At 38.4% G+C, this 12,715-nt stretch carries 15 protein-coding genes and 2 pseudogenes; 1 reads left to right on the top strand and 16 read right to left on the bottom strand.

The annotated features are described in order from the left end of the window. Positions 1-201: 201 nt before the first annotated feature. The 8 genes from WMO28_RS15225 to WMO28_RS15190 all read right to left on the bottom strand — a co-directional run bounded on the left by WMO28_RS15225 (position 202) and on the right by WMO28_RS15190 (position 5,413). Entirely contained in the window at positions 202-327 is a 126-nt protein-coding gene (locus WMO28_RS15225) for a helix-turn-helix transcriptional regulator (protein ID WP_349057544.1), read from the bottom strand. A 124-nt stretch (positions 328-451) separates the two neighbouring features. Then, positions 452-1,828, bottom strand: a complete 1,377-nt coding sequence (locus WMO28_RS15220; protein WP_349057543.1) for a sensor histidine kinase — start codon at positions 1,826-1,828, stop codon at positions 452-454. Next, positions 1,816-2,478: a response regulator transcription factor gene (locus WMO28_RS15215; protein ID WP_072521435.1), complete on the bottom strand. Its 663-nt coding sequence runs from the start codon at positions 2,476-2,478 to the stop codon at positions 1,816-1,818. Before WMO28_RS15215 ends, WMO28_RS15220 begins: the two co-directional genes overlap by 13 nt. A 14-nt stretch (positions 2,479-2,492) precedes the next feature. Next, complete coding sequence (locus WMO28_RS15210) at positions 2,493-3,233, bottom strand: lantibiotic immunity ABC transporter MutG family permease subunit (RefSeq protein WP_349057542.1); 741 nt, start codon at positions 3,231-3,233, stop codon at positions 2,493-2,495. A gap of 1 nt (position 3,234) precedes the next feature. Beyond that, on the bottom strand, positions 3,235-3,966 hold the full coding sequence (locus tag WMO28_RS15205) for a lantibiotic immunity ABC transporter MutE/EpiE family permease subunit (RefSeq protein ID WP_004853398.1): 732 nt from the start codon (positions 3,964-3,966) through the stop codon (positions 3,235-3,237). Next, complete coding sequence (locus WMO28_RS15200) at positions 3,959-4,672, bottom strand: lantibiotic protection ABC transporter ATP-binding protein (RefSeq protein WP_349057556.1); 714 nt, start codon at positions 4,670-4,672, stop codon at positions 3,959-3,961. Before WMO28_RS15200 ends, WMO28_RS15205 begins: the two co-directional genes overlap by 8 nt. 82 nt (positions 4,673-4,754) lie before the next feature. Continuing rightward, entirely contained in the window at positions 4,755-4,943 is a 189-nt protein-coding gene (locus WMO28_RS15195; protein WP_349057541.1) for a hypothetical protein, read from the bottom strand. A 20-nt stretch (positions 4,944-4,963) separates the two neighbouring features. Further along, positions 4,964-5,413 carry an HD-GYP domain-containing protein gene (locus WMO28_RS15190; protein WP_349057540.1) on the bottom strand — a complete coding sequence of 150 codons (450 nt, stop codon included), beginning with the start codon at positions 5,411-5,413 and terminating at the stop codon, positions 4,964-4,966. A gap of 240 nt (positions 5,414-5,653) precedes the next feature. Here WMO28_RS15190 and WMO28_RS15185 point away from each other — a divergent pair. Beyond that, positions 5,654-6,452: pseudogene (locus WMO28_RS15185) on the top strand (PD-(D/E)XK nuclease family transposase). 317 nt (positions 6,453-6,769) lie between these two features. On the opposite strand, the pseudogene WMO28_RS15175 reads toward WMO28_RS15185, so the two are convergent. The 8 genes and pseudogenes from WMO28_RS15175 to WMO28_RS15140 form a co-directional block, all read right to left on the bottom strand. Further along, positions 6,770-6,898: pseudogene (locus tag WMO28_RS15175) on the bottom strand (carboxymuconolactone decarboxylase family protein); the annotation flags it as partial. A gap of 15 nt (positions 6,899-6,913) precedes the next feature. Beyond that, positions 6,914-7,468, bottom strand: a complete 555-nt coding sequence (locus tag WMO28_RS15170) for a flavin reductase family protein (protein WP_349057538.1) — start codon at positions 7,466-7,468, stop codon at positions 6,914-6,916. A gap of 126 nt (positions 7,469-7,594) precedes the next feature. Beyond that, entirely contained in the window at positions 7,595-8,098 is a 504-nt protein-coding gene (locus WMO28_RS15165; protein ID WP_349057537.1) for a flavodoxin, read from the bottom strand. A 128-nt stretch (positions 8,099-8,226) separates the two neighbouring features. After that, a complete protein-coding gene (locus tag WMO28_RS15160; protein ID WP_117597790.1) occupies positions 8,227-9,228 on the bottom strand; it encodes an aldo/keto reductase in 1,002 nt (333 codons plus the stop codon). 144 nt (positions 9,229-9,372) lie between these two features. Then, complete coding sequence (locus WMO28_RS15155) at positions 9,373-10,059, bottom strand: flavodoxin (RefSeq protein ID WP_349057536.1); 687 nt, start codon at positions 10,057-10,059, stop codon at positions 9,373-9,375. A 45-nt stretch (positions 10,060-10,104) separates the two neighbouring features. Next, complete coding sequence (locus WMO28_RS15150; RefSeq protein ID WP_006427000.1) at positions 10,105-10,737, bottom strand: flavodoxin family protein; 633 nt, start codon at positions 10,735-10,737, stop codon at positions 10,105-10,107. Positions 10,738-10,755: 18 nt separating this feature from the next. Next, on the bottom strand, positions 10,756-11,643 hold the full coding sequence (locus WMO28_RS15145; RefSeq protein ID WP_015528535.1) for an aldo/keto reductase: 888 nt from the start codon (positions 11,641-11,643) through the stop codon (positions 10,756-10,758). Between the two features lie 117 nt (positions 11,644-11,760). After that, entirely contained in the window at positions 11,761-12,627 is an 867-nt protein-coding gene (locus WMO28_RS15140; RefSeq protein ID WP_349057555.1) for a prolyl oligopeptidase family serine peptidase, read from the bottom strand. Positions 12,628-12,715 lie beyond the last annotated feature (88 nt).

Below are 12,715 nucleotides of genomic sequence, written 5' to 3'. Positions count from 1 at the left end.
CCTTTGCTTTTTGCAGATAGTATAACAGGCAAATGTCCGTGAAATGTTACAAGGACAAATATATTTATCATTTTACAGCTTTTTTATGTGTACTGCAATTTTATAAAAGAAAGGACAGCAGTATCATCAAATTGCTGTCCTTGCGGTTTATTATAGCTGGTAGTGTATAAGCGTGGGTTCATCATATTTGGTGTGGTATCTTTAACTATGGGAAACTCCATTTTCCCAGTTAGAAATAGTCTGCCTGGAAACATTGAGGTCTTCAGCAACCTGTTCCTGTGTAAGTTTCTTTATAGTACGAGCATTTTTAATTTTATCATCTATCATATTTCTGTATGCCTCCTTCTTCTATGAGATTACAGCAAACGTAGTAGTAATGTCTATCAAAAGGCTTTTACATATTAGATAAAAGCATGTAAAATTTCTTTTACATAGCTTAATTGCGGTCTATTTAGCTTGTTTCTTGATTACTCAGGAAAAATATTTCTACCCTCGCCCCACCTGTATTTTCAGAATTTGAAAGTTTAATACCTCCACCATATTTTTCAGCCACAGTTTTTGCAAAAAATAGTCCCATCCCATAATGGGCTTCGCCATTTCTACTTGTGTCATCCATAAAAAACTGCTCTGTGCCATGCAATAATGCTTCTTTTGTAAATCCTGATCCGCTATCCTCCACAATGAATGTCAGCCGGCCATCCTGCTCCTTTGCGTCAATATAAATGATTCCATTTTCTTTTGTATGCTCCACTGCATTCTGAATCATATTCATTACGGCCCGGAACATTGGATCATAAGCAATCGTTACCTTTTTATCACTTTGTCCCGCCTTCCAATCTATTTTCTGGTGATAGATTTCTACCAGTCCGAGTGCCTGTTCCTTTATATCTGCGAAAAAATCTTCTAACCTCACCGTTGTATAGGTAACATCACTGCAATTCCATGATTTTGTGACATCTATCAACTGTTTTACATAACTTTGTATCTGTGTTGTGCCGTTCAAAACATAAGTGATATTATTCTTCTGTTCTGTGGTCAGTTCAGTCTCTGAAAGTAGTTCTGCATTTCCCCGTACAATCGTAAGAGGTGTTTTAATATCATGCGCCAAAGCGGACATCTGCCGGTTCTTTTCCTGTTCTGTTTTCCATTGCTTTTCCAAGGCTTCACGTAGTGCGTTCCGCATATCATCAATAGCTGATAAACAGTCATCAAATTCTTTGATGCCAGAACCGGATGTCTCATATTCCAGATTTTGATCCTTTATTTGTCCGATTGCGTCTAATACAGGTTGCATCTGCTTTTTGATTCTTTTTCCAAAACGTATGGACGGAATGACGATAATCGCTATCGCTCCAATCACAGACATAATACTCATCACATTCTGAGGTTCTATAAAATGCTCCCTCAAAAAAGCTGAATGATATTGAGGTATCAGGCGATATTGCAATACAACATATTCATTTTCCCTTACAATTACTTTATAAAAATATTTCCCGGATGCGTTTCCGTACTTTGCAACATTCCATGCTATCTGTTCGTATTGTTCTGACAGATCTCCACCTATTTTCTCTCCATTCTCTGAAAAGATTACATAATCACAAAGTGCAGGAATCATCTCAGCAGTTACTTTATCCGCACGTAAAATCGTATCATATGCTTCATTAATCTTTTGCTCTGCATAATTCGCCGGATAGATACAGCCCACACTAATCAAAAGGTACAGCAGCAGCCAAGCAACAATCACCAAACCTACTAATGATCCAAGCATGACCAGTACATATCTCATAAAAATCCAGCTGAGTGCATTGCTTCTCTTTACTCTTCCCATTTATATCCAATCCCCCAGACTGTTTTTATCGGTGTATAATCATAATCCGCAAATTTTGCTCTTATATTTTTGATATGCGTGATAATGGTACTGTCATTACTCTCACTGTCAAAACCAAAGACCTCTTCTAAAATCTGTTCTTTCGAGAAAACCTGTCCCCTGTTTTTAGCCAGGAATTCACAAATTTCGTACTCCGCTTTCGTAAGAGGAAGTTCCTTATCATCAACCAATAGTTTCTTTTGAGATATTTGAATACAGACCCTCCCCAAAACCATCCGGACAGAATGTTCCCTGTGCTCTCTTCTAAGATGTGCATGAATCCTTGCCCGAAGTTCCATCACTCCAAATGGCTTTGAAATATAATCATCTGCTCCCAACGAAAGTCCGTTCACCAGACTTTTTTCCTCCGTTTTTGCGGTAAGAAACAAAATCGGACAATCCACAAGTGCCCTGATTCTTTTGCATAATTCAAAGCCGTCCATTCCAGGCATCATAATGTCAAGTAAAATCAGGTCATAACGATGTAATTCTTCCATATTAAGTTTCAGCGGATTACTTACTTTGGTAACCAGATGTCCATCCTTATTCAAAATGCTTTCTATCATTTCCAGAATTGCCGGTTCATCATCAACTGCCAGTATTTTTGCCATAGTTTCCCTCGATTCTATTCCGATATTCTGTTTCCTTCCCAGTGGTTTACCCACCAAAAATAGTATACCATACTAATCCCTGTAAATATTAAGCAACCTGGTATGAATGACAACCATTCACCTACACTAGTTTCTCCCAATACAGATTGCAGATAAGTATATGGTACTCTACCCGTCCAGCAGACAAATACATATTTCCACACATAATCTCCAAGTCGGGTAAGCATCAATGCACTAATTAGTCCTGATATAATCCCTGCTCCAATGGATACCCCTTTTCCAAACTGAAAAGCCAGAATCAGCTGCCACAGATAAAGTGGAACACTGCTTCCCCACAGCAGCAATGCTGCAAATATACATCCTTTCATGATTTCGATATCGCTTGATGCGATTCTTCCAAATCCAATTCCGAATATGATTGCTGTCAATAGGATAGAGCACAGACACAAAACCAGTAGCATCAACAGTTTCGATAAAAATGCTGCAGGTTTATCCGGTAAAGACAACAGATTTTGAAAATCACCTGCATTTTGTTCCTGTTCCATCACACTTGCTGTAAAAATTCCAATAAGTACCGGAAGTCCTGCTCCTATTGCCTGATAAAATGCAATCACTTTCATATTTTCATTCCATAGTGAAAAAAAGTAATATATTAAAAATATAACGCTGGTTATAATCGGAATCAGTAAGTGTGCCAGAATCACAGATGTTCCTTTCATCTTTCGCAAGTCTGCATTAAGAGATCTTCCAATCATCTTATTTCACCTCTCTTCTCTCAAACCATTTCAAAAACAGAACCGTTACAAAAACAAACCAGATGATTGAGAGACACATTCCCGGAACAATGACTCCCGTATCCAAAAGAGGATTCCCTGCTTCTGCGGCAAGTCCATTTGGTAAAACATGAAGCAACGGGCACATCATTCGCATAGGGATTGCAGAAACAAGTACATACCAGATTCTGGTTTGTGATATTACCACACCGCTGACGGTAATAAATAGGCAGACGAACAGGTTTACAATCATTCCAAATCGTTCACTTAAAAATAAAGCTACCGGAATCTCCCATAACTCAGAAACCGTCAGAAACAATACTGCAATCAACGCTCCTCCAACTGGAACATGTGTCGTTAGAAGAAAGCCTCCAAGCGTTGCTCCTGCAAACACAATCACATTAGAAAACAAAATCATGTACCCAATATAAATAATTTTCCCCAGCAACAATTTTCTTCTGTCTGTGGGAATAGTCATTAAATGATAGTATTTTATCTTTTTCTCCTGCGCCACAGAAAGATAACAAAATAGAGCAATCATCCCCGGCAGCAAAAGTGTATACCACCAGTTCCAAACACTTTCTGCATAAGCATTTGTCATCCCAAGAGTAAATATAAATGCCATGACAAATGTAAGAAGAGGAAATCCCCAGATAAACTTTTTTCGCATGGTTCTTTTGGCTTTTTGATGTTCCGCTTTTATAATATTAACCATGGATTTCACCTGCTTTCTGGTTTTTTCTTACCACATTCATAAACAAATCTTCAAGATTATCTCCCTGCTTTAATGCTCCTTCGTATCCTAAGATTCCACCTGAAATAATCCCGACTTTATCTGCAAGTAACTGTACCTCCGAGAGAATATGACTGGAGAGAATTACAGTGATTCCCTGTTCCGGAAAAGACCGGATCAGCTCTCGTAATTCCTCGATGCCTATTGGATCTAATCCATTCGTAGGTTCATCCAATATCAAAAGTTCCGGTTCTCCAAGCAATGCCATTGCAATGCCTAGTCTTTGCTTCATTCCCAAAGAAAACTGTCCTGCTTTCTTCTTTCCGGTGTTTGTAAGTGATACAATCTGCAAGACCTCATCAATTCTGTTTTCATCTGTACCAAGCAATAATTGTCTTACCTTCAAATTCTCTCTGGCGGAAAGATTTTCATAAATAGGCGGATTTTCAATTAACGCTCCTATTTTTGATAAATCTTTCCTATCCAAAAGTTTTCCATCAAAGTAAATCTTTCCTGCAGTTGGTTTCATCATACCGGTCAGCATTTTCAATGTGGTAGATTTACCAGCACCATTCGGTCCAAGCAGTCCATAAATCTCTCCCTTTTCGATATTAAGTGAAACATTATTTACCGCTTTCTGCTTTTTAAAATATTTACATAGATTTTGTGTCTGCAACATCATTTTCATCTTTACCATTCATCCTTCCTTCTATATTTCATTTCTTACTGAAAGATAATCTATCAGGAAAAAATAAAGATTTGATGAAGATTTATTCTCGTATGGAATAAACCATCAATTGAATATCATTATCAGAACTCGGCTTTCCATTAAAATCAGCAAAGCTGTTATAAATACGAAGTCCTAATTTACCGAATATCTCCGTGATTTCATCCGAACTATATAACCTTATAGGATTTCCTTCTTTCATTTCAGGCTTATAAAGTGCTTCTCCATACATATAGTCTACCTGTCCATATATCAGCGTTTTTCTTTCCTTCTCCCATTCAAAAGCAGATAATGTAAGTCCCTTTTCTCCTGCATCCCATCAAAATCAGTTCCTATGCCTTTTTCAATAATAGAAAAACTTTCATCAATCGTCATGGCATCACGATAACATCTTTTCTGCGAAACAGCATCAAACACATCTGCTATCGCCATAATCCTTGCATGAAGTGGTATCTGCTCTCCTGCCAGTCCATCCGGATATCCTTTTCCATTATATTTTTCATGGTGAAATCTGGCAATCTCATATGCAATATTCCGAAATTGCATATCATCTAAATTATAAAATATCTGTCTGATACAGCCCTCCGAACACTCAAAGAAAAATCTGGCGGGAATAAATTGCCTTCCATGAAAGCTCTCTATGCTGAAAAGGACCGGCTTGTTGAATTGAGAGATAGACAGCGTGAAGATTTTTCTAATCACAGGGATTATGAACGGGAGCTTCGCACTGTATCTGCGAATATTGATATAATTCTTGGGAAGAATCGTGAGAAAGAACAAGAGCTTGAAAAAGGAAAGGATTTATAGACTGTTATTTTTCATCGGTATTTGGCATTTCAAAATTCGGGTATTGAGGATTACTATTTACCATGTTAAAATAATGATACAGAAATTCATGTTTACTATATCCCATTCTAAAGGAAAGCAGGTGGTGTTTTCACAATGAATAATACAGAAGAAACACTAGATTTTGAACAAAAGCATAAAGAAGATCTACAACGCCTTAGAGGTTTCCGTCTTTTAGATGATGATTTTATGAGTAAAGTTTTTGAAGATACGGCATGTGCTGAATTTTCTACTTCAAATCATTTTGCAAAGGCATGATCTTAAAGTACAATCTGTGCAGGGACAATATGATATAAAAAATTTACAGGGACGTTCTGTTCGCCTGGATATATTAGCTGTCGATACCAATAACCGCACTTATAATATAGAAATCCAAAGAAGTGATCGTGGTGCCGGTGCAAAACGTGCAAGATATAATAGCAGTCTTATAGATGCCAATATCACTGAAGCTGGCGATAAATATGATGCCCTCACTGAAACCTATGTGATTTTTATTACCGAAAATGATGTATTAAAAGCCGGGCTTCCAATTTATCATGTTGACCGCATCATCCAGGAAACCGGTGAACCATTCGGTGATGAAGCTCATATTATTTATGTAAACTCCCAGATTAAAAGTGAAACAGAACTTGGAAAACTAATGCACGATTTTTCCTGTATCGATCCGAAAGATATGTATTATAAAATACTTGCTGACAGGGTACGTTATTTTAAAGAAGATGAGGACGGAGTTTTGACTATGTGTAGAGAAATGGAAAATATGCGAAAAGCTGAACGCATTGAAATTGCTAAGCGTATGCTGGTTTCCGGTAAACTCACTTACGAAGATATTGCTACTTTTACAGACCTGACCTTAGAAGAAATCAAGGCTCTGGCTGTACAGAAAACTGCATAGCAAAGAAGAGGAACCATCTCTCTATTCCAGATGTGTTCCTCATTTCTTTAAATAAAAGCTGTTTATACATATTATTATAGACATTCCCTTCTTTACAAAAATGGCCCTGCTACCTCAGTAGCAAGACCATCTCTGTTGAAAATTACTTCTTCTTCCTTTCCATTTCTTCTTCCATCGCCTTCTGTTGCTGTGGCTGCCCTTTGCCTTGACTGGCTATCTTTTTCTGATGATTATGAAGCCGTTTCAGTACCGATCTCCGTGGAGCGTTCTTATCTTTTTTCTTTGAAGTGTTATTCATCAGTCCGTCAATCATATTATCTTGTCTTTACATCAATATCCTGATTATTCCAGTTTTCTCCAAACAAAACATCATCATTAAAATGTGCAAACTGTGGTGCAAATTCATTCAGTGCGTTTCTTCCTGCTGTCTGTACAATTTTTTTCACTTTAATCACCTGTCCTTATTTTAACTTTGCTCCATCCTTAAAAGCATTTCCCACACGTTCTCCAAGTCTGTAATATCCGTGATGTACCGGATCATATGTAATTGGTGTAAACTTACTAAGATCAATTTCTCCGTCATCACCGAGATATTTCTCATCTGCACTTACATTTTTAATTTCCGCAAGATACTTGCTGCCATCAATGACTTTTACAAGTTCACACTCAAGAGTCAATGGAAGTTCATTGATGACTGGTGCATTTACATATTCACTCTTCGTTGTAGTAAGGCCTGCTTTTTGCATCTTATCTGCTTCTTTATTTGCAGAAACAATTCCCACATAATCGCAGGCAACCAGATGTTCAAGATCTGCCACACCTACTGTAAAGGCTTTATTTATTATAATATTATCGGTTGTCTTATGGGCAGACAAATCTACAATAATCTCATTTGCACCTACAATTCCGCCCCATGCGGCGTTCATTGCATTTGCCTTTCCATTTTCATCATAGGTTCCCAGAATCATAACCGGCTGTGGATATAAAAATGGCTTTGCTCCAAAATTTTTTCTCATTGTTTTATCTCTCCTTATTCTTATTTTTGCCCGTCTACCGTTGGCACTGTTTTTTTATACATTTATTATAAGCAGTTTGCATATTTTTCAGAAGTTCCTGTTTGTTTGTCAGTCTTAACCTTATGGTTATTTGTTTATCTCCATCTTTATCTGCCCGATCCATTCTGTAATCACATCTTCCGAAGTTTCCAGATGGTCTTTACCCATAGAATCAAACTGAATCTGCATTTCATGTGCAAAGGCAGCTCCTTTGCACTTGTCCTTCATATCTTTAATTACATGTCCCGGCCATCCGCCATTTGTCATAAATGGAATTACTGTCTTTCCTGTAAAGTCGTTTACTGTTAGAAATGTCAGCACTGCAGGTGCCATTGTATACCACCATGTTGGCGTTCCAATCGCAAGTACATCATAATCTGCAAGATTTACAGATAATGGATTGATCTGAGGCATAAAGCCTGCCTCTACCTCTCTTTTTCCCTGTTCAACCACATCTTCATAACTGCCGCTGTATGGCTCTGTTGTTTCGATTCTCGCAATATCTGCACCTGTCCCATTAGTCAGCTGCTCTGCAATTCTTTTCGTGTTTCCATTTGACCAGGAATAATATACAACTAACATTTTCTTCATTATCTCTATTCTCCTTTACTTATTTTAGCCCCTGTAAACAGATAGATATAACCCACCATGACTACCGCTAAGAAAGCCACTATTACCCCAATAGTTATCTTTTTCCTTGTTTTCATTGCTCACCTCTTTTATTTCTTCTGTATTTTTGAACCTCCAAACACCTGCGACATCGGTATATGGGCAAGCATCTCATCAATAGATTTTACTTCATCCTGAGTCAGCTTTATATCTGCTGATTCCATATTTTCTTCCAGTCTATTTACTTTTCTTGTTCCCGGAATTGGTACGATATATGGTTTCTTTGCAAGCATCCAGGCAAGAGAAATCTGTGCAGGCGTGGCATTTTTTTCTTCTGCAATCACTTTCATCCAGGACATAAATTCATTATTTTCCTTTAATCCTTCTTCTGTAAACTGTGGCATTGCGCTTCGATAATCTCCCGGCTTTTCAAATTCCCCATGGGAATGATATGCTGCTGTCAGTAATCCATTTGCAAGCGGCGAAAATGCAACAAATCCTATTTTCAATTCTTCAAGCACCGGGAATAATTTCTCATAATCCCTGTACATCATGGAATATCTGTTCTGAATCGCTGTAACCGGGCATACTTTATGTGCACGTCGAATAATCTCTTCACTGGCTTCTGATAACCCCCAGTGTGTAATTTTTCCCTGCTCCATTAACTCCTTCATAGCTCCTGCCGTCTCTTCAATCGGTACAGTCATGTCAATACGATGAATATAATATAAATCAAGATGGTCTGTGTTAAGTCTCATTAAAGATCCCTCAATCGATGCTTTAATCGTCTCCGGTCGTCCATCAGGAATCAAAGGTTTATTTACAGTTGTTGCAGTTTCATCAAAACGTATCCCACACTTTGATGCAAGGACAATTTTGTTTCTATATGGCCTTAACACTTCCCCAAGCAGTTTTTCATTGTGATGAGGGTCTTCCGTTGTTCCGTATATCTCTGCCGTATCAAAAAATGTGCAGCCTTCATCGATCGCTTTTTCAATCAATTCTTCTGCTTCTTTCTGTGTTGAAACAGTTCCATATGCATGACTCATTCCCATACATCCAAATCCGATTTCTGATACTTCTAAGTCTCTTCCTAAAATTCTTATCTCCATCTTTATCTTCCTTTTCTATATTTCAAACTTTACTGTAAGTATAAGAAAAAGAGACTCCGGACAGAAGTCTCTCTTTGTTAGGCAGTTTAAACCTAAAGGTTATGTCTTACTTATTACGATTCCTCCAAATATTTTTATATTCTTTTATAATCCAAGACTGTCTATCCATGAACTGATATCTGATTCAGACGCTCCACCATGGAATCGTTCCCCTTCTTTCCAGTCACCTGTTCCTGTCATCTCTTCCAGAAGATTACCGCTGTCACCGATTCCCGAGGTCGCTGCTGTACAGAATGGGATGACTGTTTTTCCTGTAAAGTCATTCTCTTTTACAAAGTTATCTACTGGCCATGCTGCAATTCCCCACCAGATAGGATAGCCAATGTATACCGTATCATATGAATCCCAGTTATCAACTGTTGTAGACACCAGTTCCACATCTCTTAAGCTCTCATCATCATGTTCTCTTGACACCCGGCTGTCATCATCTGTCCAGTCAAGGTCATCATCTGTATATGGCTCCACAGGCTCTATTTCAAACAGATCTGCCTCTGTAATTTTTGCTATCTTTTCAGCAACATCTTTTGTATTTCCTGAAGCTGAATAATATACAACCAATGTTTTTCCATTTCCTGTTGATGTATTTTCTGTTGTATCTGTAGTGTTTTCGGAATTTGTATCCGCTTCTTCATTTCCAGACTGGTTTGTACTTGTAGACTGGCTGTCATTATTAGAAGTAGACTGGTTGGTATTGCTTGCTCCACATCCTACCATCAAACCGATTGCCACGATGCATGTTAAGAGTACTGCTGCTATTTTCTTTGTTTTCATTCTAAGGTCACCTCCTGTCGTATAAAATGTTTGTCACGCTAATTTCTATCGGATGAAATTGGTAAATACAAAATCCGGTGCCTTTGGCATTTCAATTCCCATTTTTGTCGCAACATTTTTACAGTTAATGAAATATGCCATATTGTTTCCAAGGATCTGCATAACCTGCATCCCTTCGAGATCCTGTTTTACCTCATCCGGATTCGTCCCATGTACCATATTCCAATATCTCGATGTGATAATCGGCATCTGCATCAGACCAAAATATTTATTTACCTGGTCCCATGTGGCCGTTGTTCCGGCCCTTCTTGCTGAAATTACCACAGCGGCAGGTTTCAGGCGGAATCTGTCGCCGCCACCGTTTAAATCGGCATAAAAGACTCTGTCCATAAAGGATGTGATTGCACCGCCTGCACCACCCCAGTGTACCGGAGTTCCAAATACGAATCCGTCATAATCCCCTGCTATTTCCAGAAATTCATTCACGATATCATCCAGGATGCATTTATTTTTTTCCTGACATTTTCTGCAGGCAATACATCCTGAAATCGGCTTGTTTCCAATCCAGAAAATATCTGTACTTATGCCATTTTCATTTAATGCACTGGATACCTCACAAAGAGCTGTATAAGTACAGCCATTTTTGTGTGGACTGCCATTGACAAGTAATACTTTCATTGATTTTTCCTCTTATGCTTACCAGTTCTTTTTTTCTTTTGAACTGTCATTATTCTTTTTTCTTTCCTCAACCATCTTCACGAACCATTCCACCATATTCGGATCCTGATGCGAGAAGAAGGAGCTTGTCTTCTTGTCCAATTCTGCAATAGTCTTCATATCTTCATCAGAAAGTGTGAAATCAAAAACATTAAAGTTTTCTTCCATTCTCTCAATGTGTGTTGATTTCGGAATAACCACTACCCCTCTCTGAATATGCCAGCGAAGCATAACCTGTGCCGGAGTCTTCTGATATTTTTCTGCAATCTCTGCGATGACAGGATTCTCAAAGGTGCCTCCTCTGCCCTCACCGAATGGTGCCCATGCTTCTAACCGGATGTCATATTTGTCTGCCCATTCCTTCATCTCTTTCTGCTGATTGAAGATGTGGGTTTCCACCTGATTTACCATAGGTTTAATGCGGTTGAAGGATGCAAAATCAACCATTCTGTCTACATAAAAGTTGGAAATTCCGATTGCTCTGATTTTTCCCTCATCGTACAGATCTTCCAATGCATGGTAAGCACCGTAAGCATCTGAAAATGGCTGGTGAAGCAATACCAGATCCAGATAATCTGTCTTTAACTTTTTCATGGATTCAAGAACTGATTTCTTTGCTTCTTCATATCCATAATGTTCAACCCACACCTTTGTTGTAAGGAAGATTTCTTCTCTTGGAATGCCTGACTTTTGGATTGCATTCCCAACCTCTTCCTCATTAAAATAACTCTGTGCTGTATCAATCGCCCGGTATCCAACTTTTAAAGCATCAAGCACACATCTTTCACATTCCTCTTTTGTTACCTGATATACGCCATATCCCAGTATTGGCATTTTTACACCATTATTTAATGAAATATATTCCATTGTCGTATCCTCCTTGTTTTCTTTCATTCATCTTACATTCATACTATAATACTGATAGATTCCTTTGAGAAGTTTCGATAAGTTTTTCAGTCTTAACCTTTCGGTTTATTCTGGTTCTTACTGATTGAACAGCCATCCCATAATTTCTTTGTCACGACAAAACAGATAGCCACCGCCATGCTGATAAGTGACCGGTGTTCCTTCAAAGTAATCTTTATCTTTTACATCCAGTACCACCAGTTTATCAATCTCTGATTCCGATAATCCCTGTTCTTTGTAAAGCTCATGTATCTGCTGGTATGCCTCTTTAAAAGGTTCTGATCTATAGTATTCGTCGCTTTCGCCAATCACAAAATATACCGGTGTTTTCATCTCCACAACCGGCTCATATGCACCATCCCACTGAGAGCTGCACATAAGTGCCGCTGTATATAATTCCGGCTGCTTTGCCAATACCAGTGACAGGGTTTCTCCTCCTCCGGAATAACCATTAATATATACTTTCGATGGATTAATAATATAATGCGTCAGAAAATACTGTGTCAGTTCAATTGTCTGATCTGCTGATGTCTGTCCCCAGTCATTTAACTGTGGAGCTACAATAATCATATCGGTAATATACTTCTGTGCTTCAAATCCAAAATCTTCTGTCCGGATATTTTCTCCCACGCCCTGAAAATATAATCCCTGATATCCGGGTAATGTTACATATAGTGCATATTCCTTTGTCCCGTCATATGCATCCGGAATATATACATTGTAATGAATGTCCCCTTCATTTGGAGAATGAAGAACATTATCCAGGAGGAAGCCCCGGTATTCTTCGCTTCCCGGCGTAACATTTTCCAATTCATCTCCGGATGTATTTTTTTCTGTATTTTCTTTTTTCTCATTTGTCTTCTGCTGTACGGTCTGTACCTGGTTTATTGTTTGTTGATTCTTCTTTTCATCCTTGCCAGGTTTTGAAAAGTAGATATATACCATGATTACCATTGGTGAACTACTCGGCAACTGAGTTACCAGAGCATCTGAATTAAGGCGGGATACCGCCTTTTCAGGGTGCGTCCATGAC

It is taken from the genome of Blautia aquisgranensis (assembly GCF_040096615.1).
In the GTDB taxonomy this organism is placed as follows: domain Bacteria; phylum Bacillota; class Clostridia; order Lachnospirales; family Lachnospiraceae; genus Blautia_A; species Blautia_A aquisgranensis.
This window is presented reverse-complemented; position numbering and strand designations above follow the sequence as displayed.

Excerpts from the sequence above, each read along its gene's own strand:
- WMO28_RS15210 (WP_349057542.1), bottom strand. The coding sequence starts at position 3,233 with ATGATTGGAAGATCTCTTAATGCAGACTTGCGAAAGATGAAAGGAACA.
- WMO28_RS15140 (WP_349057555.1), bottom strand. The coding sequence starts at position 12,627 with ATGGTATATATCTACTTTTCAAAACCTGGCAAGGATGAAAAGAAGAAT.
- WMO28_RS15160 (WP_117597790.1), bottom strand. The coding sequence starts at position 9,228 with ATGGAGATAAGAATTTTAGGAAGAGACTTAGAAGTATCAGAAATCGGA.
- WMO28_RS15205 (WP_004853398.1), bottom strand. The coding sequence starts at position 3,966 with ATGGTTAATATTATAAAAGCGGAACATCAAAAAGCCAAAAGAACCATG.
- WMO28_RS15220 (WP_349057543.1), bottom strand. The coding sequence starts at position 1,828 with ATGGGAAGAGTAAAGAGAAGCAATGCACTCAGCTGGATTTTTATGAGA.
- WMO28_RS15155 (WP_349057536.1), bottom strand. The coding sequence starts at position 10,059 with ATGAAAACAAAGAAAATAGCAGCAGTACTCTTAACATGCATCGTGGCA.
- WMO28_RS15195 (WP_349057541.1), bottom strand. The coding sequence starts at position 4,943 with ATGTATGGAGAAGCACTTTATAAGCCTGAAATGAAAGAAGGAAATCCT.
- WMO28_RS15150 (WP_006427000.1), bottom strand. The coding sequence starts at position 10,737 with ATGAAAGTATTACTTGTCAATGGCAGTCCACACAAAAATGGCTGTACT.
- WMO28_RS15165 (WP_349057537.1), bottom strand. The coding sequence starts at position 8,098 with ATGAAGAAAATGTTAGTTGTATATTATTCCTGGTCAAATGGAAACACG.
- WMO28_RS15225 (WP_349057544.1), bottom strand. The coding sequence starts at position 327 with ATGATAGATGATAAAATTAAAAATGCTCGTACTATAAAGAAACTTACA.
- WMO28_RS15145 (WP_015528535.1), bottom strand. The coding sequence starts at position 11,643 with ATGGAATATATTTCATTAAATAATGGTGTAAAAATGCCAATACTGGGA.
- WMO28_RS15170 (WP_349057538.1), bottom strand. The coding sequence starts at position 7,468 with ATGAGAAAAAATTTTGGAGCAAAGCCATTTTTATATCCACAGCCGGTT.
- WMO28_RS15215 (WP_072521435.1), bottom strand. The coding sequence starts at position 2,478 with ATGGCAAAAATACTGGCAGTTGATGATGAACCGGCAATTCTGGAAATG.
- WMO28_RS15200 (WP_349057556.1), bottom strand. The coding sequence starts at position 4,672 with ATGAAAATGATGTTGCAGACACAAAATCTATGTAAATATTTTAAAAAG.